The 23,559-nt window shown below is 62.1% G+C and carries 23 protein-coding genes and 1 pseudogene; 16 read left to right on the top strand and 8 right to left on the bottom strand.

Annotation, left to right across the window (positions count from 1 at the left end; translation table 11 throughout):
* Nucleotides 1-99: 99 nt before the first annotated feature.
* The 4 genes from M2A_RS03745 to M2A_RS17110 are packed head-to-tail and all read left to right on the top strand — an operon-like array spanning nucleotide 100 to nucleotide 4,888.
* Nucleotides 100-1,095 (top strand): ABC transporter ATP-binding protein, encoded by a 996-nt coding sequence (locus tag M2A_RS03745; RefSeq protein WP_244444372.1) that lies wholly within the window; start codon nucleotides 100-102, stop codon nucleotides 1,093-1,095.
* The gene (locus M2A_RS03750) at nucleotides 1,095-1,829 is read left to right on the top strand and encodes an ABC transporter permease subunit (protein ID WP_045443192.1); all 735 of its coding nucleotides are present in this window, start codon (nucleotides 1,095-1,097) and stop codon (nucleotides 1,827-1,829) included. Before M2A_RS03745 ends, M2A_RS03750 begins: the two co-directional genes overlap by 1 nt.
* A 4-nt stretch (nucleotides 1,830-1,833) precedes the next feature.
* Nucleotides 1,834-3,759 (top strand): GldG family protein, encoded by a 1,926-nt coding sequence (locus M2A_RS03755; protein ID WP_045443194.1) that lies wholly within the window; start codon nucleotides 1,834-1,836, stop codon nucleotides 3,757-3,759.
* Nucleotides 3,760-3,781: 22 nt separating this feature from the next.
* Nucleotides 3,782-4,888, top strand: a complete 1,107-nt coding sequence (locus M2A_RS17110) for a DUF4340 domain-containing protein (RefSeq protein ID WP_052379184.1) — start codon at nucleotides 3,782-3,784, stop codon at nucleotides 4,886-4,888.
* 56 nt (nucleotides 4,889-4,944) lie between these two features.
* Here M2A_RS17110 and M2A_RS03765 read toward each other — a convergent pair whose 3' ends face one another.
* Both M2A_RS03765 and acnA read right to left on the bottom strand, forming a co-directional pair.
* Complete coding sequence (locus M2A_RS03765) at nucleotides 4,945-5,670, bottom strand: DUF1223 domain-containing protein (RefSeq protein WP_045443197.1); 726 nt, start codon at nucleotides 5,668-5,670, stop codon at nucleotides 4,945-4,947.
* Nucleotides 5,671-5,858: 188 nt separating this feature from the next.
* Nucleotides 5,859-8,561: an aconitate hydratase AcnA gene (acnA, locus tag M2A_RS03770; RefSeq protein ID WP_244444382.1), complete on the bottom strand. Its 2,703-nt coding sequence runs from the start codon at nucleotides 8,559-8,561 to the stop codon at nucleotides 5,859-5,861.
* Nucleotides 8,562-8,598: 37 nt separating this feature from the next.
* On the opposite strand from acnA, the gene M2A_RS18320 reads away from it, so the two are divergent.
* The 8 genes from M2A_RS18320 to M2A_RS03810 all read left to right on the top strand — a co-directional run bounded on the left by M2A_RS18320 (nucleotide 8,599) and on the right by M2A_RS03810 (nucleotide 13,788).
* Nucleotides 8,599-9,231 carry a hypothetical protein gene (locus M2A_RS18320; protein ID WP_244444385.1) on the top strand — a complete coding sequence of 211 codons (633 nt, stop codon included), beginning with the start codon at nucleotides 8,599-8,601 and terminating at the stop codon, nucleotides 9,229-9,231.
* Between the two features lie 297 nt (nucleotides 9,232-9,528).
* Nucleotides 9,529-10,341 carry a crotonase/enoyl-CoA hydratase family protein gene (locus tag M2A_RS03780; protein ID WP_045443200.1) on the top strand — a complete coding sequence of 271 codons (813 nt, stop codon included), beginning with the start codon at nucleotides 9,529-9,531 and terminating at the stop codon, nucleotides 10,339-10,341.
* Nucleotides 10,328-10,990 (top strand): heme ABC exporter ATP-binding protein CcmA, encoded by a 663-nt coding sequence (ccmA, locus tag M2A_RS03785; RefSeq protein WP_244444373.1) that lies wholly within the window; start codon nucleotides 10,328-10,330, stop codon nucleotides 10,988-10,990. The genes M2A_RS03780 and ccmA overlap by 14 nt, the downstream gene beginning before the upstream one ends.
* A complete protein-coding gene (gene ccmB / locus M2A_RS03790) occupies nucleotides 10,987-11,661 on the top strand; it encodes a heme exporter protein CcmB (protein WP_045443203.1) in 675 nt (224 codons plus the stop codon). The genes ccmA and ccmB overlap by 4 nt, the downstream gene beginning before the upstream one ends.
* Nucleotides 11,662-11,748: 87 nt before the next feature.
* Nucleotides 11,749-12,495, top strand: a complete 747-nt coding sequence (locus M2A_RS03795; protein ID WP_045443206.1) for a heme ABC transporter permease — start codon at nucleotides 11,749-11,751, stop codon at nucleotides 12,493-12,495.
* Between the two features lie 2 nt (nucleotides 12,496-12,497).
* Nucleotides 12,498-12,725, top strand: coding sequence for a heme exporter protein CcmD (ccmD, locus tag M2A_RS17715; protein ID WP_081875372.1), 228 nt, complete (start codon nucleotides 12,498-12,500; stop codon nucleotides 12,723-12,725).
* Nucleotides 12,725-13,258, top strand: coding sequence for a DsbE family thiol:disulfide interchange protein (locus M2A_RS03805; RefSeq protein ID WP_045443209.1), 534 nt, complete (start codon nucleotides 12,725-12,727; stop codon nucleotides 13,256-13,258). The genes ccmD and M2A_RS03805 overlap by 1 nt, the downstream gene beginning before the upstream one ends.
* 65 nt (nucleotides 13,259-13,323) lie before the next feature.
* Entirely contained in the window at nucleotides 13,324-13,788 is a 465-nt protein-coding gene (locus tag M2A_RS03810; protein WP_156101667.1) for a hypothetical protein, read from the top strand.
* A gap of 119 nt (nucleotides 13,789-13,907) precedes the next feature.
* Here the strand turns inward: M2A_RS03810 and M2A_RS18120 are convergent, their stop codons facing one another.
* Entirely contained in the window at nucleotides 13,908-14,483 is a 576-nt protein-coding gene (locus M2A_RS18120; RefSeq protein ID WP_045443215.1) for a MarR family winged helix-turn-helix transcriptional regulator, read from the bottom strand.
* Nucleotides 14,484-14,938: 455 nt separating this feature from the next.
* Between M2A_RS18120 and M2A_RS03820 the strand changes: the two genes are divergently transcribed.
* Nucleotides 14,939-15,514, top strand: coding sequence for an NUDIX hydrolase (locus M2A_RS03820; RefSeq protein WP_045443217.1), 576 nt, complete (start codon nucleotides 14,939-14,941; stop codon nucleotides 15,512-15,514).
* Nucleotides 15,515-15,518: 4 nt separating this feature from the next.
* Here M2A_RS03820 and M2A_RS03825 read toward each other — a convergent pair whose 3' ends face one another.
* The gene (locus M2A_RS03825; RefSeq protein ID WP_439645651.1) at nucleotides 15,519-16,241 is read right to left on the bottom strand and encodes a septation protein A; all 723 of its coding nucleotides are present in this window, start codon (nucleotides 16,239-16,241) and stop codon (nucleotides 15,519-15,521) included.
* 657 nt (nucleotides 16,242-16,898) lie between these two features.
* On the opposite strand from M2A_RS03825, the gene M2A_RS18125 reads away from it, so the two are divergent.
* Nucleotides 16,899-17,348, top strand: a complete 450-nt coding sequence (locus tag M2A_RS18125) for a hypothetical protein (protein WP_197052827.1) — start codon at nucleotides 16,899-16,901, stop codon at nucleotides 17,346-17,348.
* Nucleotides 17,349-17,424: 76 nt separating this feature from the next.
* Here the strand turns inward: M2A_RS18125 and ftsY are convergent.
* From ftsY to dapF, 3 genes and pseudogenes are all read right to left on the bottom strand, one after another.
* Nucleotides 17,425-18,357 (bottom strand): annotated as a pseudogene (ftsY, locus tag M2A_RS03835) (signal recognition particle-docking protein FtsY); the annotation flags it as partial.
* Nucleotides 18,358-18,377: 20 nt separating this feature from the next.
* Nucleotides 18,378-19,688: a tRNA (N(6)-L-threonylcarbamoyladenosine(37)-C(2))-methylthiotransferase MtaB gene (gene mtaB / locus M2A_RS03840; protein WP_045443224.1), complete on the bottom strand. Its 1,311-nt coding sequence runs from the start codon at nucleotides 19,686-19,688 to the stop codon at nucleotides 18,378-18,380.
* Nucleotides 19,685-20,554 carry a diaminopimelate epimerase gene (dapF, locus tag M2A_RS03845; protein ID WP_081875373.1) on the bottom strand — a complete coding sequence of 290 codons (870 nt, stop codon included), beginning with the start codon at nucleotides 20,552-20,554 and terminating at the stop codon, nucleotides 19,685-19,687. Before dapF ends, mtaB begins: the two co-directional genes overlap by 4 nt.
* 176 nt (nucleotides 20,555-20,730) lie before the next feature.
* Between dapF and M2A_RS03850 the strand changes: the two genes are divergently transcribed.
* Nucleotides 20,731-21,216, top strand: coding sequence for a CinA family protein (locus tag M2A_RS03850; protein WP_045443225.1), 486 nt, complete (start codon nucleotides 20,731-20,733; stop codon nucleotides 21,214-21,216).
* Between the two features lie 130 nt (nucleotides 21,217-21,346).
* Here the strand turns inward: M2A_RS03850 and M2A_RS03855 are convergent, their stop codons facing one another.
* Nucleotides 21,347-21,649 (bottom strand): hypothetical protein, encoded by a 303-nt coding sequence (locus tag M2A_RS03855; protein ID WP_045443226.1) that lies wholly within the window; start codon nucleotides 21,647-21,649, stop codon nucleotides 21,347-21,349.
* A 287-nt stretch (nucleotides 21,650-21,936) separates the two neighbouring features.
* On the opposite strand from M2A_RS03855, the gene ffh reads away from it, so the two are divergent.
* Complete coding sequence (gene ffh / locus M2A_RS03860) at nucleotides 21,937-23,472, top strand: signal recognition particle protein (protein WP_045443227.1); 1,536 nt, start codon at nucleotides 21,937-21,939, stop codon at nucleotides 23,470-23,472.
* The last annotated feature ends 87 nt before the right edge of the window (nucleotides 23,473-23,559 follow it).

Raw genomic sequence — 23,559 nt, forward strand, 5'->3', positions numbered from 1 at the left:
AGGGGGCTCCTTTATCAAGATTTTCAATAAACTGTCCCGGTTTGCACAAGATTCGGGACCGGAAACAAGGCGGGTCTGACCGCCGGGGAGCGGGTTCTTTTGACGGCAGCGTCCAACTCCATGATCGCTATCGGTAATCTGGTAAAGAAGTTCGGGCCGTTCACGGCGGTGGACGGGGTCAGTTTTTCCGTGGCGAAGGGAGAAGTCCTGGGCTTTCTGGGGCCGAACGGCGCGGGCAAGTCCACCACCATGAAAATGGTGACGGGCTATCTTGCCCCGACCGACGGGACGATCTCGGTCTGCGGTCACAAGATGGATGAGGAAACCCTCGCCGCTCAGCGCCTGATCGGCTATCTACCCGAAGGCGCGCCTGCCTATACGGATATGACCCCGCTGGAGTTTTTGCGCTTCATCGCCAATGTGCGCGGTCTGAAAGGACCGGCGGCGAAAGCGGCGATCGACAAGGCCGTGGCGCGCACGGAAATCGGCGGCGTTTTGGAACAGGCGATCGACACGCTCTCCAAAGGGTTCCGCCGCCGCGTCGGCCTTGCCCAGGCCATCCTGCACGATCCCGCCGTTCTCATCATGGATGAGCCGACGGACGGGCTCGATCCCAATCAGAAATATGCGGTGCGCAGGCTCATCGCGGAAATGGCGCCAGAAAAAGCCATCATCATTTCCACGCATATCCTGGAAGAAGTGGATGCGATCTGCACCCGCGCGCTGATCATCGACCGCGGGCAGATCGTGGCCGACGGCACGCCGGCACAGCTCATGGCGCGCTCGCGCTATCACAATGCCGTTTCGCTGATCATGCCCGCTGCGCAGTCGGGCGGTGTCGCGGAAGTTCTGGGCGCGCTGCCGGGCGTTGCCGCTGTCGAAGCGCAGCCGCGCGGGGAGGATGCCGCTTTCACCGTCTTCCAGCCGCAAGGGGCCGAAGGCGATACGCGCCTCATCGATGAGATCGCCAATCTTGCAAAGGAAAAAGGCTGGACGCTGCGCACACTTTACCGCGAGCCCGGCCGTCTCGATGAAGTGTTCCGCAGGCTCACAAGGCCCGATACGGAAACGGATGCGAGCGGGGAGGCGGCCTGATGCGGGAAATGTGGGCGATCTTCAAGCGCGAGCTGCAGGGCTATTTCGCAACGCCGCTGGCTTATGTCTTTATCATTATCTTTTTGTTCTGCACCGGCGCTTTTGCCTTTTATCTCGGCGGCTATTTTGAGCGCGAGCAGGCGGATCTGAAAACCTTTTTCGATTTCCATCCCTGGCTTTATCTCTTTCTCATTCCCGCCGTTGCCATGCGGCTTTGGGCGGAGGAGCGCCGGGTCGGCACGATCGAGCTCTTGCTCTCGCTGCCGGTGCCGCTTTGGGCGGCGGTGCTGGGCAAGTTTCTCGCCGCTTGGGTCTTTATCGGCATCGCGCTGACGCTGACCTTCCCGATGTGGCTGACGGTTTCTTATCTCGGTGATCCCGATCACGGGGTGATTCTGGCAAGCTATATCGGTTCCTTCCTGATGGCGGGCGGCTATCTGGCCATCGGCTCGTGCCTTTCCGCGATCACCCGCAATCAGGTCATCGCCTTTGTCGTCTCGGTCGTTGTCTGCTTCCTTTTCACGGTAAGCGGGCTTCCCATCGTCATCGACTTCTTTGCCGTCTGGGCGCCGCAAGCGGTCATCACCACCATTGCCTCTTTCAGCTTCCTCACCCATTTCGATGCGATTACGCGCGGCGTGATCGATCTGCGCGACATGCTTTATTTCGCCTCGCTGATGGGCGTCTGGCTGGTGGCGACGGCGGTCATCGTCGATATGAAGAAGGCGGGGTAGGGATATGAAACTTTCTCTGACGCGCCGGAACGTTTCGCTGATCACGCTGGCATTGCTCGCGGTATTCTTCGTCTCCTTCAATCTCTTCGCCAATCTGACGTTTCATTCGGCCCGGCTCGATCTGACCGAAAACCGTCTCTTCACGCTCTCGGAGGGCACGCGCGCGCTGCTCGAAAACATCGAAGAGCCGGTGACGCTGCGCTTCTTTTATTCCGAAAGCCTCGCGACCGATTATCCGCGCATCCGCACTTATGCGGGCCGGGTGCGCGACATGCTGGAAGAAATGCAGGCGGTGGCGGGCGATGAGCTCATTCTGGAAGTGATCGACCCCGAACCTTTCACGGAGGAAGAAGACCGGGCCATGTCGCTCGGCCTGAAAGGCGCGCCGACGACGGAAGGCGAGGTCATTTATTTCGGCCTGGCCGGCACCAACCTTGTCGATGGGCGCGAGGCCATTCCTTTCTTCTCGGACGAGCGCGAGGAATATCTCGAATACGATCTCATCCGCATGATCCAGAACCTCAGCGAGGCGGAAAAGCCGGTGCTGGGGGTGGTGACGAACCTGCCGCTCGATACCGGGGCAGGCGGGCTTCTCGCCGCCATGAAAGGCCAGTCGGTTTCCTTCATGATCTATGAGGAACTGCGCAGCCGCTTCGACATCGAATTTCTGGAGCAGAAATTTTCCCGTGTGCCGGACCGGGTGGACACGCTGCTCATCGCACATCCGCGCGATTTGAACGAGACGACGGAATATGCGGTCGATCAGTTCATCGTCAAAGGCGGTAAGGCGCTGATCTTCATCGATCCCCATTCCGAGGTCAGCCTGACGGCGGGGCCGAACGGGGAGCCGGTGCGCGGGTACACCGAAGCCTCCAATCTGCCGCGCCTCATGGACGCCTGGGGTGTTGAGATGCCGGCCGATGAAATCGTCTCGGACCGCGCGCTTGCCCAGCGCGTGCAGGCCGGCTTCGATGTGCGCCGCCAGGAAGTGGATTATCCGCTCTGGCTCGCCATCGGTCCGGAGCAGATGGATGAGAACGATCTTGTGACCGCGGATATCGACCGGCTCAATCTCGGCACGGCCGGCCATCTCGTCAAACGGGAAGGCGCCGAAACGCGCCTGACGCCGCTTGTCACCTCGTCCAAGGATTCCAAACTGCTCGATCTTGAATATGTGAAAAGCGGACCGCGCCCGGACGAGCTGGTGCGCGATTTCGCTCCGACGGACGAGGCTTATATTCTAGCTGCCCGTGTGGATGGGGTTGTCTCTTCGGCTTTCCCCGATGGCCCGCCCGATCCGGCAGGCGATGAGGAGGCGGCGCGCGAGCAAACCGCCGATGCGCATGTGGCTAAGGGCACGGAAGAGGCCAATCTCATCATCGTCGCGGATTCGGATATTTTCGATGACAGGTTCTGGGTGCAGACGCAAAGCTATCTCGGCGAACGGGTGGCGCAGCCCATCGCGGATAATGCGAAATTCGTTTTGAACGCGGCGGAGAATCTTTTGGGTGCCGATGAGCTCATCTCGCTGCGCACGCGCGAGCGCTCCGAGCGGCCTTTCCTTGTGGTGCAGGACCTGCGGCGGAAGGCCGAGGAACGCTTCCTTGAGGAGGAAGAAGCGCTGCAGGCCGAAATCCGCGCGGCGGAGGAACGCCTCACCCAGCTTCAAACCCGCGCGGGCAGCGAGCTTGGCGGACGCGATGTGCTCTCTCAGCGTGAGGCCGAAGAGATGCGCCGCATCCGCCATCAGCTTGCCGAAAGCCGTAGCGACCTGCGCCAGGTGCAGCGCAATCTGCGCCGGGAAATCGAGGTGCTGGGCGGCCAGGTGCGTTTCATCAATGTGGCGCTGATGCCGATCCTTGTGGCGTTTGCCGCGCTTGGCGTTGCCTGGTACCGGCGCCGGCGCCGGCTGAAATATTCGGGCCGCTAGGGCCCCGCGAGCAGGAGAAGTCATGGCCGATCAACCGCAAAAGAGCGCGCTTCGCTGGCTTGCCGGTCTTGCTATTGTGACGGGGCTGAGTGTCCTTGGCGCGGTGACGGCGGTTGTCACCCAGCAAAGTGCAACAGAGGTGCGCTTCGAACCCAAGCCGTTTTTCGAAGATCTGGAAACCGGTATCAACCGGGCCGAACGGATCGTTTATACGGTCGGCAAAGGCTTGAGCGGGGAATCCAAGATCGCGCTGAAGCGCAAGGAAGGCGAGGGCTGGGTGCTCGAGCAGCGTTTCGATTTTCCGGCGAAACCCGAACTGGTGCGCAAGCTCATTGTGGGGCTTGTCGAGCTTGAAGCGTTCGAGCCGCGCACCGCCAATCCCGAATGGCACCGCCCGCTCGGGCTGACGGCGCCTGAAGATCTGGGCCGGGCCATCCGTATCGAGGTTCTGGACGGAGAAGGCGAGCGCCTTGCCGCGCTGCTTGCCGGCGAGGTGGTGGAAGACACGCAAGATGCGCAGGGGCGCGGGCTGCTCTATGCGCGCAAAGACGGGGAAGATCAGGCGTGGCTGGCGCGCGGACGTCTGCCGCTTCTCAAAAACGTTTCCGAATGGCTGGATCTGAAAGTGTTCGAGCTGCCGCGCGAGGAGGTCAAACGCACCGTGCTCTGGGCGGAAAGCGAGGAGCCCGTCATTATCGAGCGGGCAAGTCCGGAGGAGACGAATTTCACGCTGGCCAATGCGCCGGACGGGCGCGTGGGGCGCGGGGCGGCCATCGTCAATGGCAGCGCGACGGCGCTGGTCGGGCTCGTGCCGGAAGATGTGATCCCCGATACCAATCTTTCCTTCGAAGGCGGTCCGCTTGCCTATAGCGAAACCTTCAGCGGGCTGCGCCTCAATGTGCGCATGACCGGCAGCGCCGATGTGCTTTGGGCGAAAATTTCCGCCGAAGCGGACCCGGCGCTGGTGCCCGAAGGCGGCGATCTTGCAGCGGTGCGCGAGAGAGCCGAAGCGATCAATGCGCGCACTGAAGGATGGGCTTTCCGGCTCGATCAGCCGGCGGCGGTCAAGCTTGCTCAGTCCATGCAAGCAATCACGCGCCCTGCGGATGCGGACGGCCTGAAGAAATAAGCGGTGTAATTGAAGCTGTAAGAGCCGGGTAGCCGTGTCGCCGGGACTATGTGCTTTTACATATCCAGCTTGGCGGCGCCCAAAATGGGGCCCTGGCCGTCGGTCTGCAGGATAAGGGCGCAGCCGTCATAACCCGGAGAGGCAAGGCTTTCCATCGCCACTTCCATATGCAAGGGCTCTCCCTTCCACATGCCGATGGGCACCATGTCGCGCACGACATTGGTATAGGAAAGCTCGCGGCCGCGGTTTTCTCCGCGTTTGATTTCGACCGTCGCCTGGTCTTCGAAATAGACCATCCAAAGCGTCGCCTCGACATTGCCGATGAGCGGATTGGCGCCGACGGAAATCTGTACCGAATTGCCGTCCTGCGTCAGGCTGACGGGGACCACCTCGCTCGGCGGGCGGCTTTGCTGGGCCTCGATGGCGCCGGTCACTTCCCCGCGCCGGGAGCCGACCACGTCTTCCATGCCGTTAATCACCATTTGCGGCGTATAGACCGTGCGTGCGCCCATATTGGCGGCATAGGTCTTCTGGCGGCGGGTATTGGAGGGCGAGGCGAGTGTGTCTTTCCAGCCCAGATAATCCCAATAATCGACCGGCAGGGACAGCGCCAGCACGTCCGGGCGCTCGGCCAGCTCATGCAGGAGCGCATCTGCGGGCGGGCAGGAAGAACAACCCTGGCTTGTAAAGAGTTCCACAACAACGGGCATGGCCGTACTCTCCGCCGCGCTGGCGGCGGGGCCGGAGACGGCGGCGGCAAGCGGGCGCGGTAAAAGCGTCAAGGCTGCGCCGCCACCCAATCCGCGCAATATGGTACGCCGGGACATCATCATGGTTGTTAACATAGGTCAGGCTCCCCACACGGGCGAGTCAACTTGGCTTGATGGCAAAAAGCAAGTGATCTCAAAGAAAACGGGGCGCTTTTTGAGCGCCCCGTTCTTTACCTTGATTTTGCGTGATCGCGGGAGGATCAGTCCGCCGCCAGGCCCCGCAGCACATAAGGCAGGATGCCGCCATTGTTGAAGTAGTCGACTTCATCCTGCGTATCGATGCGGGCAAGCAGCGTCACGTCCTTGGTGCTGCCATCTTTGAAGGTAATGGTGGCCGTCACCTTCTGTCGCGGTTTGATCGAGGAAAGTCCCTCGATCGTCACGGTTTCCGACCCGTCGAGGCCCAGCGACTGCCAGCTCTGGCCTTCTTCGAACTGCAGCGGGGCGACGCCCATGCCGACCAGGTTCGAGCGGTGAATACGCTCGAAGGACTGGGCGATCACGGCCTTCACGCCGAGTAGGTTCGTGCCCTTGGCCGCCCAGTCGCGGCTGGAGCCGGTGCCGTATTCCTTGCCCGCGAAGATGACGAGCGGGGTGCCGCGCTCTTTATACTTCATGGCGGCATCGTAAATCGGCATCTCCTCGCCTTCCGGCTGCAGCTTCGTTACGCCGCCTTCCACGCCCGGCACCATCTGGTTCTTGATGCGGATATTGGCGAAGGTGCCGCGCATCATCACTTCGTGGTTACCGCGGCGCGAGCCGTAGGAGTTGAAGTCCTGCACGCCGACCTGGTGACGCGTGAGATAGCTGCCTGCCGGGCTTTGCAGCTTGATGGAGCCGGCCGGCGAGATGTGGTCGGTGGTGATCGAGTCGCCGAAGAGGCCGAGAACGCGGGCATCCTTGACGTCCTCGAAACCGGGCGCTTCCGGGCGCAGACCTTCGAAATAAGGCGGGTTCTGCACGTAGGTCGACTCGCCGTTCCAGGCGTAGGTCTGGCCGCCCGTCACTTTGATCGCCTGCCAGTGCTTGTCGCCCTTATAGACGTCCGCATAGCGCTTGCGGAACATCTCCGGCGTCACGCAGGAGCGCACCGTCTCGGCCACTTCCTTGTTGGTCGGCCAAACGTCTTTCAGATAGACGTCCTTGCCGTTCTTGTCCGTGCCGATCGGGTCCTTGGAAATGTCGATCGTGGTCGAGCCGGCAAGGGCGTAGGCAACGACGAGCGGAGGCGAGGCGAGATAGTTCGTCTTCACATCCGGGCTCACGCGGCCCTCGAAGTTGCGGTTGCCGGAAAGCACGGAGGAAACGACCATGTCGTTCTCGTTGATGGCTTTCGAGATCGGCGCGGGCAGCGGGCCCGAATTGCCGATACAGGTCGTGCAGCCATAGCCGACGAGATCGAAGCCCATGGCATCGAGATCGTCCTGCAGGCCGGCTTTTTCCAGATAGTCGGTGACGACCTGGGAGCCAGGGGCCAGCGAGGTTTTCACCCAGGGTTTCACCTCCAGGCCGAGCGCGCGCGCCTTGCGGGCGACGAGACCGGCGGCCACCAGAACCGAGGGGTTCGAGGTGTTGGTGCAGGACGTGATGGCGGCGATCACCACATCGCCGTGGCCGAGGGTGAAGTTTTCCCCTTCCACTTCGACGCGGCGGTGGGCTTCATCGCCCTTGCCGAATTCATCGGCCAGCGTCTTGGAGAAGCTCTGCGCCACATTGGAAAGCGCCACGCGGTCCTGCGGGCGTTTCGGGCCGGCAAGGCTCGGCTCGACGTCGGAAAGATCGAGTTCCAGCGTGTCGGTGAAGACCGGATCGGGCGTGTCCTTGGTGCGGAACATGCCCTGTTCCTTGGCATAGGCTTCCACGAGCTTGACGCGGTCCTCGTCGCGGCCGGTGGCGCGCAGATAGGCAAGCGTCTGCTCGTCTACCGGGAAGAAGCCGCAGGTCGCGCCATATTCCGGCGCCATGTTCGAGATCGTGGCCTGGTCTTCCAGGGTCAGATGATCGAGGCCCGTGCCGAAATATTCGACGAACTTGCCGACGACGCCCTTCTTGCGCAGCATTTCGGTGATGGTCAGCACCATGTCGGTGGCCGTCACACCTTCTTTCAGCTTGCCGGTCAGTTTGAAGCCGATCACTTCCGGGATCATCATGGAAACCGGCTGGCCGAGCATGGCCGCTTCCGCCTCGATGCCGCCGACGCCCCAGCCGAGAACCGAGAGGCCGTTGACCATGGTGGTGTGGCTGTCCGTGCCCACGCAGGTATCGGGATAAGCCATTTCGATCAGGTTGCCCGCGCCGTCTTTTTCCTGGCGGGTCCAGACCGTCTGCGCCACATGCTCCAGGTTCACCTGGTGGCAGATGCCCGTGCCGGGCGGCACGACGTTGAAATTGTCGAAGGCCTGGCTGCCCCAGCGCAGGAACTCATAGCGTTCCTTGTTGCGCTGGTATTCCAGATCCACGTTTTCCTTGAAAGCGGTCGGCGTGCCGAAGCTGTCCACCATCACCGAGTGGTCGATGACGAGGTGCACCGGCACTTGCGGGTTGATCTTGTCGGCGCTGCCGCCGAGAGCGGAAACCGCATCGCGCATCGCGGCAAGGTCCACAACGGCGGGCACGCCGGTGAAGTCCTGCATCAAAACGCGGGCCGGGCGGTAGGCGATTTCGCGCGTGCTCTTGCGCGTTTCCAGCCAGTCCTTCAGGGCCTTGATGTCATCGGCCGTGACCGACCGGCCGTCTTCGAAGCGCAGCAGATTTTCCGCCAGAACCTTGAGCGAGAAGGGCAGGCGGGAGATCCCGTCCAGACCGTTCTTCTCGGCCTCTTTCAGGCTGTAGAACGTGTATTCTTTCGAGCCCACTTTCAGCGTCTTATAGGCGCCGAAGGAGTTCTTACCGAGGGGCGACAGACTCACTTTACTCGTTGTCCTTTTGACTGAGGGTTTCTTGGTTTTGGGCGCGGCCTTCGTCTTGGCCTTTGCTTTGGACTTGGGCGCCGATTTTGCCGCCGTCTTGCGGGCGGCGGGCTTTTTCACCGTGGCTTTTTTCGCTGCGGTCTTCTTTACGGCTGTCTTCTTGGCAGCCGTTTTCTTTTTGGCCGGGCTCTTCTTCTTGGCTGCGACCTTCTTTTTTGCGGCCTGTTTTTTGGCGGCGGCCTTGCGCTTGGTCGTGGCCTTGCCGGCGGTCTTCTTCACCGCTTTTTTCTTGGCGCTTGTCTTACGCTTTGGCGCTGCCTTCTTCGCGGCTGTTTTCTTTTTGGCGGCGGTTTTCTTCCCTGCCGTCTTCTTCTTGGCCGCTACTTTCTTTTTGGCAGCGGTCTTTTTCTTGGCGACGGTTTTCTTTTTCGGGGCGGCTTTGCGCGAGGCGGTTTTCTTCGCAGCGGTTTTCTTCTTCACGGCAGCTTTCTTGGCCACCTTTTTCTTGGCAGTGGTTTTCTTTGCCACCTTTTTCTTGGCGGATTTCTTCGCCGTGGTTTTCTTGGCTTGGGCTTTGGCCATGGTCCTCATCCTCATGCTTGATGCCGTCTGCGGGAGCGGCGCAGACATCGGTCTCGTATGCGTTCCCCATTGCCGCTTATGATGGCCGGAAACCGGTTTTAAGGTGACCGGCCAATGGGGCGCGGAAATCTTCAGCGGAGCTTTCGGGCTGCTATAAAGCCCAAGCTCACGCGCTTGTCGATATACGCGGCGCGAAAAGACGGAAAACTCGTGCTAAAACTCATAAAACAAAAGTCTTTGCGCGGGCGCGACTATAATAAGTTTCTCCGGCGGATGCTACGTCTGAGAGGATGAAAATAGACCGGCAAGGCATGGCGGAACGATGACATGCAGGCCGGTTTTTGACGAAGCCGCGCCCGGCCAGTTGCGAGGGAAATGCATGACGACATCACAAGCGGTTCGTGTCGAGAAGAAGGGCCCCGTCACCACCATCATTTTGAACCGGCCGGAGGTGAAAAATGCCGTCGACCGGCCCACTGCCAAGGCGCTGGCGGAGGCCTTTGCCGCTTTCGAAGCGGATGAAGAGGCGTTGGCCGGTGTTTTTTGCGGCAGCGCGGGAACATTTTGCGCCGGCGCGGACCTCAAAGCCGTCTCGCAAGGGGGCGGCAACCGCGTGAGCCCGGTTGCAGCGGGAATGGAATTCGACCGTCTGTCGCAAGAAGGGCCCATGGGCCCCTCGCGCATGCTGCTCTCAAAACCCGTGATCGGCGCGGTATCGGGCTATGCGGTGGCGGGCGGCATGGAGCTTGCCCTTTGGTGCGACATGCGCGTCATGGAAGAGGATGCAACCTTCGGCATCTTCTGCCGCCGTTGGGGGGTGCCGTTGATCGACGGGGGCACGGTGCGCCTGCCGCGCCTTATCGGCCAGTCGCGGGCCATGGACCTTATTCTGACGGGGCGGCCCGTGGGCGCGCGCGAGGCGCTGGAAATGGGCCTTGCCAACCGCGTGGTGCCGCCGGGCAAAAGCCGGGAAGCGGCCGAGGAGCTGGCGCGGGAGATCGCCAAATTCCCGCAGCTTTGCCTGCGCCATGACCGGTTCTCGGCCTATGAGCAATGGGACATGCCTTATGCCCAGGCCATGGCCAATGAAACGCGGCACGGGCTTGAGGTACTCTCCTCCGGCGAAACGCTGGAAGGGGCCAAGCGCTTTGTAGGCGGTAAAGGACGGGGCGGGCGTTTTGACGATATTTGAGGCAGAGCGCACTTATCCGCCGCTGGTTCTGAAGGGTGACAATCTTGCCTGCGAGAGGGGCGGACGGCTGGTTTTCGATGGGCTTTCCTTTGAGGCGCGCTCAGGCGACATCCTGCTTGTGACGGGGCCGAACGGTTCGGGCAAGAGCACGCTGCTGCGCCTGCTGGCCGGGCTTTTGGAAAAAAGCGCGGGCGAGGTATCGCTCGGGGGCATGGCGCCGGAAGGCGAGGTAAGCGATTATCTTCTTTATGCCGGCCATCTCGATGCGGTGAAGGGCGGGCTATGCGTTGCTGAGAATCTGGCCTTTTGGGGCGCGCTTTATGGCAGTGCGGTGCCGGGCGCGGCCCTTGATGCAGCTTTGGCCGTCTTTGCGCTCGATCACCTTGCCGATCTGCCTGCCGATGTGCTCTCCGCCGGGCAGAAGCGGCGGCTGGGGCTTGCCCGCCTTGCCCTGATCGAGCGGCCTCTCTGGCTGCTCGACGAGCCTTCCGTCTCTCTGGATGCGGAAAATGCGGGCCGTCTTGCCCGCCTCATTGAGGCGCATCGCGCGCGCGGCGGCATCGTGCTTGCCGCCACCCATGCCGATCTTGGCCTTGGCGGTGTCCGGCGGCTCGATCTCGGCGCGCTTGCGAGCGGGGCTGCGGCATGAGCGCGGTACTGACCCTTTTGCGCCGCGAGTTGAAGCTTGCTGCCCGGGCGGGCGGCGGCGGGGGCATGGCGGTTGCCTTTTTTCTCATTGCCGTTTCCATCGTGCCTTTGGGGCTCGGGCCCGATCTCAATTTGCTGGGGCGCATCGCGCCGGGCTTTCTTTGGGTGGCGCTTTTGCTTTCGGCGCTGTTGACGCTCGACCGGCTATTCCAGGCCGATCAGGAGGACGGTTCGCTCGATCTTTTGATGCTGGCGCCGCTTTCCCTGGAAGTGACGGTCTTCATCAAGGCGCTCGCCCATTGGCTGACGACGGGCCTGCCGCTCATTCTGGCCGCGCCTTTTTTGGGGCTGATGCTCAACCTGCCGGAAAATTCCATCCTGCCGCTTGTCGTCGCGATGCTTGTGGGCTCGCCTGCGCTATCGCTTTTGGGGGCGGTGGGGGCGGCGCTCACCGTTGCCATCCGCCGGGGCGGGCTTTTGATCTCGCTCCTCGTGCTGCCGCTCTATGTGCCGACCCTGATTTTCGGGGTGAGCGCGGTTTCCAATGTGCTGATTTCCTCGCCGGGCTCCAGCGGGCAGGCCAGCCTCTTGCTCCTCGGGGCTGTGTCGCTGGTTGCCCTTGTGGTCGGGCCGCTGGGCGGGGCGGCGGCGCTCCGGGCGAATTTGCGGTAAAGGGGGGAGTTTTCATGATCGCGGCAAAATGCCCTCTCACACCCGCTTGTCTTGCCGGAGGGGCGCTGCGGCGCTAAACCAGACCCCATGGTCAGAAATCTTCATGCCCTTGCCAATCCGACCCGCTTTTTGCGGCTTTCCGGGCTTTTGCTGCCGGTGATCTGGGTTTTGGCTTTGGGGCTTCTCGGCGCCGGGCTCTATATGAGCTTTTTCACCGCGCCGCCGGATTATCAGCAGGGCGAAACGGTGCGGATCATGTTCATTCATGTGCCTGCCGCTTGGCTTTCGCTTTTCGGCTATACGCTGATGGCCGGGGCGAGCGCGACGGCGCTGATCTTCCGCCATCCGCTCGCTGATGTCGCGGCAAAATCCGCTGCTCCCGTCGGCGCGGCCTTCACCTTTCTGGCGCTCGTCACCGGCGCGCTCTGGGGCAAGCCCATGTGGGGCACCTGGTGGGTCTGGGATGCGCGGCTTACCTCCGTGCTGATCCTGTTCTTTCTTTACCTCGGCTATATGGCGCTTTGGGCGACGATCGAGGAGCCGGTGCGCGCGGCCCGCGCGGCAGCCGTTCTGGCGCTGGTGGGCTTCGTCAATGTGCCGATCATTCACTATTCGGTCGAATGGTGGAACACGCTGCATCAGGGCGCGAGCGTGCTTCGGCTCGATGGGCCGGCGATCCACCCTTCCATGCTCTGGCCGCTGCTCGTCATGGCGCTGGGCTCGACCTTCTTTTTCCTCGCCGTCATGCTGACGCGGATGCAGGCGGAGATTTACCGCCGCCGCGTGCGCCAGCTGCAGCTTGCCCGCGCCAGCACGGAAGCGGGAGCCTTTTGAGCATGGCCGAATTTTTTCACATGGGCGGCTATGCGCCTTTTATCTGGCCAAGCTTTGCGCTCTGGGCGCTGGTGATGACGGGCCTTGCGCTTTGGGGCTTGGCCGACAAGCGCCGGCAAATGGCCAAGGCGAAAGAGCTTGAAGAAAAGCTGGGCGGGCGCCGCCGCGTATCAGGCTCGATGGCTCCCGGTCCCGGTGCTGCAAATTCCGGCGAAACGGGAGGGCGCTGATGCGCTGGACGGCCTTCATTCCCGCCGCGCTTTTTGCCGGTCTTGCCGCGCTTTTCTATTTTGCGATTTTTGCAGGCGACCCTTCCAAGCTGCCTTCCGCGTTGATCGGCAAGCCGGTGCCCGAATTCGATCTTCCCCCCGTCGAGGGGCTGGAGACGCCCGGCCTTGCCACCAAGGATCTGAAAACCGGCGAGATGACGGTGGTCAATGTCTGGGCTTCTTGGTGTGTGCCGTGCCGCCAGGAACACCCGCTGCTTGAAACGCTGCGCCGGCGCGGGGCGCGCCTTGCCGGTCTCAATTACAAAGACCAGCCGGAAGCCGCCCGCCGCTTCCTCGGCACGCTCGGCAATCCTTTCGAGCGGGTGGGGGCGGACCGCTCCGGGCAAGTCGGCATCGATTGGGGTGTTTACGGGGTGCCGGAAACCTTCGTCGTCGATGGCGAGGGCAACATCATCCATAAGCATGTGGGGCCGCTCGCACCGAAGGATATCGAAGAGACGCTGCTGCCCCTCATCGAGGGCCGCGCCCGTTAAAGCTCTGTTAGTCCTATTTGTTTATTAACCGGGTATCGCCTTGGTGAAACCATGGATGCGTGCGCGTGCCGATAAAACCCTTCGTCAATCCTGTGCATATCGCGGCTCAAGCCTATGCGGGCCGGACCGAGCGTCCAGGCGTGCCGGCGGCCCGCGGCCAGGTGCCTGCGCAGACCCAGCGGGGGGATCAGGCGCAGGGGGCGGCCCAAGCCCAGGCTCAGAGCCAGGGATTGCGCCACAGCACCTCCGGCGTTCAGGTGGAAATCAGCGCCGCCGCGCTTGAAGCGGCCAAGCGCCAGCAGGTGCGCCTGCACGGCGATCAGCCGCGCCAGGCGGCAGAGGCGCGGGAAGCCCGCGAGGCCCGGGAGGCAAGCGAGACCCGTAAGGCCGAGCGCGCCGAACGTGCCGAGGAAGCCCGTTTCGAGGCCAGCCGCGAGGCCGGGCGGCGCGAGGCGCCTTTCGCGCATCTGCGCGGGGAGACGCCGGCGCCGCGTTCCAAGCTTGGGGCGCTTCTAGATATTACGGTCTAGGATTTGTCTTTGCCGGTCCGGCTTCACGTCCCGCTTCACGGCATTTTGTTCAGAAAATTTCCAACGAAAAACCGGCCCCTGTTTCCAGAGGCCGGCTGCTTGCGTTACCGCCGCGCCCGTCAGGCTTTTTTGCGGGCGGTCTTCTTTTTTGCGGCGGTCTTCTTTTTTGCGGCGGTTTTTTTCTTCGCCGCGGTCTTTTTCTTGGCCGCTGCTTTTTTCGGCGCGGGGGCCGCAGCTTCATCGGCCGTAACTTTTTCAGCCGAACTGACGAGCTGGCCCAGCGCTTTGACGAGATCGCGCTGCACGGTTTTGGAGATGAGACCGTTCAGCGCCTCTTCGGCTTTCGCCGCGCGCGGCATTGCCGCTTGCAGGGCTTTACGGCCTGCCGCCGTCAGGCGCACGGAATTGGCGCGCGCGTCTTCGGCGGTGCGCTTGCGGGCCAGATGACCGCGCTTGATCATGCGGCTGATCATATCGGCGAGGGTGGAGCGGTCGATGCCGGTGCGGTTGACGAGATCGGTCTGGCTCAGACCTTCTTCTTCGCTGACAGCTAACAGCACGATGAACTGGCGTGACGTCAGGCCGGTATCTGCAAGATGTTGCGTATATTGGTCATAGGCGAATTGCTGTGCCCGCCGGAGAAGATGGCTCAGCGAGCTATCAAGCTCAAAGCCGGTGGATTTACGCGGTGCCATGCGGTGGAGACCTCCAACGTGTTTTTTGGGATGGGCCGTGAGACGGCGCGCAGAGAATTTTGACGGGCAAACATATGCACATTTATGGCGTCCGCGCCAAGTGTTTCGCGAAACTGCATCGCCGATTGCGGTCACTTTCATGATATTCTGCGCGCGAAGTGGTGCCATATTACAACGCGGGCACGGTCCAGGTGATGAGCGGCGTTTAATGTCCGTACCCGGAAAAGAGGTATTGGGGCGGACACGGCATTGTTTTACTGCATTGTTTTTATGCGTCCGCCCATTCGGCAGGCACCGGGTTCGAGAATCACGCAGCGGAAGATTTAATGCCGGGCATGTGAACGGTCATGTGAACAAGAGGCAGGATCGGCTGCCTGCGGGCCTGACTTTTTGACAAAGGCATCTATAAAAAAAGGCATCTATATAAAAAGATGTAGAAGCGCGGGAGAAACGATATGGCGTGGCGATCAGAAATCCCCGAACCCAAAGTGGATGTGTCTTTTACCGAGCGGGTGCCGGAGGGGGACGATGTCGCGCGCGATGTATGCGACACATGCGGTTTCATCCATTACGTCAATCCGAAGATCGTCGTCGGGTCCGTGGTCGAACATGAGGGCAAGATTTTACTGTGCCGGCGCGCCATCGAGCCGCGCAAAGGATATTGGACATTGCCGGCCGGCTATATGGAAAAAGGCGAGACGACGGAAGAAGGCGCCAAGCGCGAGGCCCATGAAGAAGCGCTTGCGCATATCCGCATTCACGATCTGTTGGCCATCTACAATATTCCCCGCATCTCGCAGGTGCAGCTCATGTACCGGGCGAGCCTTTCGGTGCCGGAAATCGGTGCGGGGCCGGAGAGCCTGGAAGTCGCGCTTTATGATTGGGACGACATTCCCTGGGACGAGCTTGCTTTCCCCTCCGTCCATTGGGCGCTCACCCATTACCGCGCGGTGCAGGGTCAAGAGCGGATCGTGCCTTTCGGCAATCCGCCCGGCGAGCGCGGCAACCGGATGCCGCTGAAATCCGGGTGAGGACTTATTCGGCGGGGCCGTGTGCGGGCGCTTCTTTGCCCGTTTCTTCGTCTTGAAGCTGATGGCGGCTGACCACGGGCAGCTGCGCCAGCGCGAAGACCATGGTGATCGGCATGATGCCGAAGACCTTGAAGCTCACCCAGAAATCGGTCGAAAAATTCCGCCAGATCACTTCGTTGAGCAGAGCGAGGAACAGGAAGAAAAGTCCCCAGCGCAAGGTGAGCGTGCGCCAGCCTTCTTCGGTCAGGCTGAACGCGCCGTCGAAAAGATATTTCATCGAGGCTTTGCCGAAGGCGAGCCCGCCCAGAAGCCCGGCGGCGAAGAGCACATTGGTCAGGGTGGGTTTCAGCTTGATGAATTGATCGTCCTGCAAAAAGAGCGTCAGCCCGCCGAAGACCAGCACGAATGCGCCGGTTACGAGCGGCATCATCGGAATGCGGCGATGCAATGCGTAAGAGGCACTGAGCGAAATGACCGTCGCGACCATGAAGGCGCCCGTCGCATAAAAGATGCTGGCCTTGTCCGCTACACCCAGCCAGTCCGCCGCTTTGGCATTGACCAGGAAAAACACCACAAGCGGGCCCACTTCCAGCGCCATGCGCAGCCATTGGCTGCCGGTCATGCCGGTTCTGTTGGCAGGCGCGGCTGTTTTTTCGTCCGCCGCAGGGCTGTCGCCTGCGGGGGCCGGTTCCGCCATATCGTGCGGGCGCGTGTCATGCTTGTTCATGGCAGGCAATATAGGGTGGAGGAGCGGGGGCGGCAATGAAGGGCTGAAAAGAGCCTTAGCAGCGGTGCGGCGGGGGCGCGGGCGCGCGGACGCAAGGCCCCGTGAATGCCGGTCATATCGCAGGGACCGGTCATGTCGCAGGCAAGAGCGCGGAGGGGAAGGTGATCAGGGCTGCGCCGCCAATTCGGTGCCCTCCGCAAGGTTTTCGGAGGCGGCCTCTTCGGCGGCGCAGAAGCGTTACTTACTTCTTGGCCTTTTTCGCTTTGGAAGCGGCGGCGCCGGCTTCCTTGGCGGGGGCTTTTGCGGTCTTGGCACCGGCGGCCTTGCCGCCTGCCTTCTGAGTCTTCGCCATATCTGGCTCTCCAGTAAAGGGGCCCGCGTCCCTGGCACCATGCCGGCCGGAGGCCCGCTTAGTCATGCAGCATTCCGGGGCGTTGACGACGTGCCGCCCGGAAAATGCCACCAGATGATTTCGCCTTTAAGTTGATGATTCCGTCAATCGGAAAATGCGTAAGCGGAGCTTTTTTCGCGCCCGGACAGTGGCCGCGGGCAAAATAAAAAGGGCCCGGCTGGCGGGCCCTTTTTTGGAAAGACGGAGTGTCTTAGACGGCGGGGGCGGCGGGCGCTGCCGGTGTGTCCATTTTCACCGGGGTCTTTTTGCGCACGGGGCCCTTTTTCTTCGCTGCTTTTTTCTTGGCGGCGGGCTTTTTCGGAGCGGCTTTCTTTTTGGCGGCCGCCTTTTTCTTCGGCGCTGCCTTTTTCTTGGCTACGGTTTTCTTCTTTGCCGCCGCCTTTTTCGTGGAAGCCTTTTTCGTTGCCGTTTTCTTGGCCGCAGCCTTCTTGGCTACTTTCTTTTTGGCGGTCTTTTTGGCCGGGGCCTTTTTCACCGCTTTCTTCGCTGCCTTCTTGGCAGCGGTCTTCTTTGCTGCCGTCTTCTTTTTCGGGGCTGCTTTCTTGGCAGCCGCTTTCTTCGTCGCCGCTTTTTTAACCGTCTTCTTGGCCGGTTTCGTTGCCATCGTCGTGGCCTCCTATAGAGGGGGGTGTCGCGCCACGCATGGCCATCCTGCCCCCGCAAGTCACAGTGACTCACCTCTCAAAAAATTCTGAGAGCTGCGGAATAAATTGGCAGTTACTTCTGCGAAGCTGTCAATCAAGAAGTGCCGGTCAGAGAGCCGATCGATGCTTATTTTTGCGCACCTGTGATCGCGCGAGCAAAGTTTTTGGCATTGAAGCTTTGAAGATCGTCGATGCCCTCGCCCACACCGATGAGATGGACGGGCAGGCCGAAGCGTCCGGCGAGCGCGACGAGAATGCCGCCGCGCGCCGTGCCGTCGAGCTTCGTCATGATCAGGCCGGTCAGGCCGGCGGTCTCTTTGAAGACTTCCACTTGGTTGATGGCGTTCTGGCCCGTGGTCGCATCGAGCACGAGAAGGGAGAGATGCGGGGCTTCCGGATCGCGCTTCTTGATGACGCGCACGACCTTTTCAAGCTCGGCCATGAGGCCCGCTTTGTTTTGCAGGCGCCCGGCCGTGTCGATGAGAAGGACGTCGGTGCCTTCCGCCTTTGCCCGGTCGATCGCCTCGAAGGCAAGGCCGGCCGCATCGCCGCCGACTTTCGTTTCAACCACCGGGGCGCCGATGCGCTCGCCCCAGATTTTCAGCTGGTCGATGGCGGCGGCGCGGAACGTATCGCCTGCCGCGAACATGACGGATTTGCCCTCCGCCTTCAGCTTCGCGCCGATCTTGCCGATCGTGGTGGTCTTGCCCGAGCCGTTGACGCCGGTCACGAGCACGATGAAGGGCTTTTTGGAGCTGTCGATCTCGAAGGGCTTTTCGACGGGCGCGAGCACCGCGGCGATTTCTTCGGCGAGAATCTCGCGGATCTCTTCCGGGCTTACTTCCTTGTTGTAGCGGCCCTTGCCCACGGCCTCGGCAATCGCAGCGGCCTGATCGAGGCCCATATCGGCCATGATCAGCAGGTCTTCGAGTTCCTGCAGCGTCTCCCCGTCCAGCTTGCGCTTGGTGAAGATGCCGCTCACCCCCTCGCTCAAGGCCTGGGTGGAGCGCTGAAGCCCCTCCTTCATGCGTTTGAAGAGGGATTTCTTTTCCGGTTTTTCAGGATTGGTCTCGTGCTCGCTCATGCGGGCAACATACCGATGAGCTTGCCATCCTCAAGCCCTTTGATCGTGAGCGGCAGGATTTCGCCTTCCCTTGCCAAAGCCGTCGCAGCGGCATCGGGCACGACCTGGAAGAAGTGCGGCGTGCGCCCGAGGCCGGGCTTTTCCATCAGCACGTTCTGCGTGGTGCCGAGTGCGCTTTGCAGGGCGCTTGTCAGGCGCGCTTCGCCTTTTTCGCGCAGGCGCCGGGCCCGTTCCTTGATGAGCGCGCCGTCCACCTGCGGCATGCGCGCCGCAGGGGTGCCGGGGCGGGCGGAGTAAGGAAAGACATGCAGGAAGGTCAGCTCGCACTCGTCGACAAGGCGGAGGGAGTTCTCGAACATCGCCTCGCTCTCGGTCGGAAAGCCCGCAATGATGTCGGCGCCGAAGGTCATTTCCGGGCGCAGGCGCTTGGCCTCCTTGCAAAAGGCGATGGCATCCTCGCGCGAATGGCGCCGCTTCATCCGCTTCAAGGTCAGATTGTCCCCGGCCTGGAGCGAGAGGTGAAGATGCGGCATGAAGCGTTCTTCTTCCGCGATGAGCCGCATCAGCGGTTCGTCCACTTCGATGGAATCGATGGAGGAAAGACGCAGGCGCTCCAGCTCGGGCACCAGCTTGAGGATGCGGGCGCAGAGATTGCCGAGCGAAGGCGTGCCCGGCAGGTCCGTGCCATAGGAGGTGATGTCGACGCCGGTAATGACCACCTCGCGGTAGCCATTGGCCACCAGCTTGCGGATCTGGGAGACGACTTCGCCCGCCGGCACCGAGCGCGAATTGCCCCGCCCGTAGGGAATGATGCAGAAGGTGCAGCGGTGGTCGCAGCCATTTTGCACCTGAACGAAGGCGCGGGCGCGCCCCTCGATGCCTTCCACGAAATGGCTTGCCGTCTCGCTGACCGACATGATGTCGTTGACGCGCACTTTCTCATTCTGGCCGAGGGAAAGGCGGGTGAAGCTTTCACCCTTCAGCTTTTCCTCATTGCCGATCACCGCGTCCACCTCCGGCATGGCGGCGAATTCGTCCGGGTCGATCTGCGCGGCGCAACCCGTCACGACGATGCGGGCGAGCGGGTTTTCGCGGCGCGCCTTGCGGATCGCCTGGCGGGCCTGGCGCACGGCCTCGTTCGTCACCGCGCAAGTGTTGACGATGATGGCGTTTTCGAGCCCAGCTTTTTCGGCATGGCCGCGCATCACCTCGGATTCGTATGTATTGAGGCGGCAGCCGAAGGTGAGGATTTCGGCAGGCTTTACCTCCCGTTCCTCATCGCCGCCCTTGTGAAGATGCGCGCTCATGAGGCGCTCCTTCCGGCATAAGCTTCCCAGTCGAGCTCGCCTTTATAGTCGAGCTCGGCGGGGCCGGTCATATAGACGTGATTGTCCGCCTCGCGCCATTCGATGGTGAGCTCGCCGCCGGGCAGTGCGACTTGCACGATGCGCTCGGTCAGGCGCTTGCGGATCGCGGCGACGCCCGCCGCGCAGGCAGCGGTGCCGCAGGCCCGTGTCAGGCCTGCGCCGCGCTCCCAAACGCGCAAGGTGATGTGGGTGCGGCTGTCGACCTGCGCGAGCGAGATATTGGCGCGCTCGGGAAAGATCGGGTGATGTTCGAGCATCGGTCCGATCTGCGCGAGGTTATAGGCGTTCACATCCTGCACGAAAAAGATCGCGTGGGGATTGCCCATATTCACGGCGGCGGGCGTATGCAGGATCGGCGCGTCGATGGGGCCGATCTGCAATTCGATGCCGCGCGTGTCGCGGATTTCTTCTGAAAGCGGGATCTGGTGCCATTCAAGGCGCGGCTCGCCCATATCGACGGTGATAAGTCCGTCCCCGCCCGGCATGGCGCGCAAGGTGCCCGCCACGGTTTCGACCGCCACTTCTTCCTTGCCGCTTTCCTGCATCAGAAGATCGCCGATGCAGCGCGTGGCGTTGCCGCAGGCTTCCACCCGCTCGCCGTCATTGTTCCAAATATCCATGAAGGCATCGCCGCCATCCCGCGCCGGTTCGATGACGATGAACTGGTCGCAGCCGATGCCGTTTTCGCGGCTCGATATGGCGGCGACGATTTCCGGCGTCAGCTCCAGCGCGCGCGCACGGGCATCCAGCACGACGAAGTCGTTGCCGAGGCCGTTCATCTTCAAATAGGGCACGCGGGTTGCCATGGCTGCGCCTTTGATCTCGTAAAGCCCTGTTCCTCAGGGGTTCTATGCGCGTTATATGGCGAAAGAGGGGTAAATTGCCAATAAAGCCTTGCCGCAACCTTGTCGCAGGGCTGGGTCGCAGGGCTGGGTCGCAGGGCTGGGTCGCAGGGCTGGCGCGGAAGGGAAAAGGACACGCGATGGATGAGTTAAGAGAGCTGGCGGGCCGGGCAGGCATGCTCTTGAAAGCGCGCGGAGAGCGCCTCGCGGTCACCGAATCCACCTGCGGGGGGCTGCTTTCCGCCGCTTTCGTCGCGCAGCCCGGCGCTTCCGGCTTTTATCTCGGCGGCGCGGTCATTTATACGCGCGAGGCGGGACGAGCTCTTTACCAGATAGAGGCGGCGGCGCTGAAAGGTAAAAGCCCGCTCACGGAAGATTATATCGCTGCCCTTGCCGAAGGTTTCCGCGGCCAGATGGGGGCGGACTGGGCGCTCGGGGAAATGGGCGCGGCCGGGCCCGATCCCTCGCCTTACGGGCCCCCTGCCGGCACCGCCGCCATCGCCCTTGCGGGCCCCAGCCCCTCTGCCCGCATCGTTTCGACCGGGGTCGCCACGCGGGCTGAGAACATGCGCCTTTTCGCCAAAGCCGCGCTGGAGCTGCTGATCGAGGGGCTGGAAGGGGCTTAGGGTACCGCTACTGTCGTCACCCTCGCGCTTGACGCGTGGGTCCATGAGGAGGCTGCGATCTGTGGAGACGCTGTTTGGACCCCGGCTCGCAGGCCGGGGTGACGGGCGGTGATAGTGGAAAGGCCCTGCCTCAGGAAAGAATATCAATCACCTCCCGCTCCGTCTCGGAGACGGCGGCGAAGACCTTGGCATTGGCCTTATAGGCGTGTTCGGCCTGGAGAAGGTCGAGCGTGCCGGTGAGGAGTGTGTCCTCCGGCGGCCGGGAGAGGGGCTGTGTGCCCGTCAGCGGGCCCGCCTGAAGCGTCTCGAGGGGCGTCTCGGAGGTATTTTCGGGCCGGGAGACGGGGGCGCGGGCAATCGTCTCCGCTGCTTTTGTGAAAGCGGCGGCGGCGGATTTAAGCCCTGTCAGGGCGTGGGAAAGCGCGCCGATCATGGAGCCAAGGCTAGCGAGGGCCTTTTACCGGGGCCTAAAGGAAATCGGCGGCATTTTAACGGCTTGGCGCTCCCTGGGCGCTCCCATCCGGTTCATGCCCCTCAAAATGGCGCGATAGAGCGATTATCTTGACTCTCAGCCTGCCTTCAGCCTAATTTCCGGCCACCTTTCGGAACAATCTGTCCCGAATGGTCCGGATGAGGCCAATTGGCCAGGATCACCACCTGTCGGCGAGGGTTCGCTCACAGGTGCAAATTTCTTTTGCGTATAAGGGTTTAGCGCAAGGCATGTTCGAGAATCTTCAGGACCGGCTTTCCGGCGTCTTCGACAAACTGACCGGGCGCGGCGCGCTGTCGGAAAAGGATGTCGATGAGGCGCTGCGCGAGGTGCGCCGGGCGCTGCTCGAAGCCGATGTGGCGCTGCCTGTCGCCCGCGCTTTCGTGGAGAAAGTGCGCACGCGCGCGGTGGGCCATGAAGTCCTGAAATCCGTGACGCCCGGCCAGCAGGTCGTCAAGATCGTCCATGACGCGCTGGTCGATACGCTGGGCGCGGAGGCGGCGGAAATTTCGCTCAATGCCCCGGCCCCCGTCGCCATCATGATGGTGGGCCTGCAGGGCTCGGGTAAGACGACCTCGACCGCGAAGATCGCCAAGCGGCTGATGAAACGGGAAAAGCGCAAGGTCCTGATGGCCTCGCTCGACACCCGCCGCCCGGCTGCCCAGGAACAGCTCAAAGTGCTGGGCGAGCAGAACGATATTCCCACCCTTGCCATTGTCGAAGGCCAGGAGCCTGTGGCGATCGCAAGGCGCGCGATGGAAGCGGGCCGTCTTGGCGGCTATGACGTGGTCTTGCTCGACAGCGCCGGCCGGCTGCATGTCGATGAAGCGCTGATGGCCGAGATCACCCAAGTGCGCGATCTTGCCCATCCCCATGAAACGCTGCTCGTGGCCGACAGCTTGACCGGTCAGGACGCGGTGAACGTCGCCGAGCAGTTCCAGTCCCGCATCGGGCTGACCGGTATCGTGCTGACGCGGACGGATGGTGACGGGCGCGGCGGCGCTGCCCTTTCCATGCGCCATGTCACGGGCGTGCCGATCAAACTTCTGGGCACGGGCGAGAAGATCGACGAGCTGGAGGATTTCGATCCCCGCCGCATCGCCGGGCGCATTCTCGGCCAGGGCGATGTCGTCAGCCTGGTGGAAAAAGCCGCCGAGACCATCGACGCGGAAAAAGCCGAGCGCATGGCGCGCAAGATGAAGAAGGGTCAGTTCGACCTCGACGATCTTGCCGAGCAATTGCAGCAGATGGGCAAGATGGGCGGCATGGCGGGGGTGCTTGGCATGTTGCCGGGCATGGGCAAGATCAAGAAGCAGCTCGGCCAAGCCCAGCTCGATGACAGCATTTTCAAACGTCAGGCGGCGATCATCTCCTCCATGACGAAACAGGAACGGCGCAACCCCAAAGTGCTGAATGCCAGCCGCAAGAAGCGCGTGGCCGCCGGCTCGGGCACGTCGGTGCCGGAGATCAACCGCCTGCTCAAGATGCACCGCCAGATGGCGGACATGATGAAGCAGATGGGCAAGAAGGGCATGAAAGGCCTTTTCGGCGGCATGGGTGGCGGTATGGGCGGCCTGATGGGCGGCGGCATGCCCGAGATGCCGAGCGATCCGAAAGAGGCCGAACGGCTCTTGCAGCAAATGGGCGGGAGCGGCGGTTTGCCGCCCGGCCTCGGGTCGAACTCGATCGCCGGCGGCGGCCTGCCGGGGCTTGGGGGTCCGGGCGGTCTTCCCGGTCTGCCTTCAGGGCGCGGCAAAAAGAAGTGATCTTGAGATTTTGAATTCAGATTTTTGAGTTCAGAGATCGGTTTTGAGAATTAACGGGCGCAAGCCCTTGAGTTGAGCGAAGAAAAG

It is taken from the genome of Tepidicaulis marinus (assembly GCF_000739695.1).
In the GTDB taxonomy this organism is placed as follows: domain Bacteria; phylum Pseudomonadota; class Alphaproteobacteria; order Parvibaculales; family Parvibaculaceae; genus Tepidicaulis; species Tepidicaulis marinus.

Bases quoted from the DNA above. Each gene is read 5' to 3' on its own strand.
- M2A_RS03755 (WP_045443194.1), top strand. From the start codon at position 1,834: ATGAAACTTTCTCTGACGCGCCGGAACGTTTCGCTGATCACGCTGGCA.
- mtaB (WP_045443224.1), bottom strand. From the start codon at position 19,688: ATGAGCGCGCATCTTCACAAGGGCGGCGATGAGGAACGGGAGGTAAAG.
- ffh (WP_045443227.1), top strand. From the start codon at position 21,937: ATGTTCGAGAATCTTCAGGACCGGCTTTCCGGCGTCTTCGACAAACTG.
- M2A_RS03780 (WP_045443200.1), top strand. From the start codon at position 9,529: ATGACGACATCACAAGCGGTTCGTGTCGAGAAGAAGGGCCCCGTCACC.
- M2A_RS18120 (WP_045443215.1), bottom strand. From the start codon at position 14,483: ATGGCACCGCGTAAATCCACCGGCTTTGAGCTTGATAGCTCGCTGAGC.
- ccmD (WP_081875372.1), top strand. From the start codon at position 12,498: ATGGCCGAATTTTTTCACATGGGCGGCTATGCGCCTTTTATCTGGCCA.
- ccmB (WP_045443203.1), top strand. From the start codon at position 10,987: ATGAGCGCGGTACTGACCCTTTTGCGCCGCGAGTTGAAGCTTGCTGCC.
- M2A_RS03825 (WP_439645651.1), bottom strand. From the start codon at position 16,241: ATGAACAAGCATGACACGCGCCCGCACGATATGGCGGAACCGGCCCCC.
- M2A_RS03855 (WP_045443226.1), bottom strand. From the start codon at position 21,649: ATGATCGGCGCGCTTTCCCACGCCCTGACAGGGCTTAAATCCGCCGCC.
- M2A_RS03795 (WP_045443206.1), top strand. From the start codon at position 11,749: ATGGTCAGAAATCTTCATGCCCTTGCCAATCCGACCCGCTTTTTGCGG.
- M2A_RS17110 (WP_052379184.1), top strand. From the start codon at position 3,782: ATGGCCGATCAACCGCAAAAGAGCGCGCTTCGCTGGCTTGCCGGTCTT.
- M2A_RS03750 (WP_045443192.1), top strand. From the start codon at position 1,095: ATGCGGGAAATGTGGGCGATCTTCAAGCGCGAGCTGCAGGGCTATTTC.
- dapF (WP_081875373.1), bottom strand. From the start codon at position 20,554: ATGGCAACCCGCGTGCCCTATTTGAAGATGAACGGCCTCGGCAACGAC.
- M2A_RS03820 (WP_045443217.1), top strand. From the start codon at position 14,939: ATGGCGTGGCGATCAGAAATCCCCGAACCCAAAGTGGATGTGTCTTTT.
- M2A_RS03805 (WP_045443209.1), top strand. From the start codon at position 12,725: ATGCGCTGGACGGCCTTCATTCCCGCCGCGCTTTTTGCCGGTCTTGCC.
- M2A_RS03850 (WP_045443225.1), top strand. From the start codon at position 20,731: ATGGATGAGTTAAGAGAGCTGGCGGGCCGGGCAGGCATGCTCTTGAAA.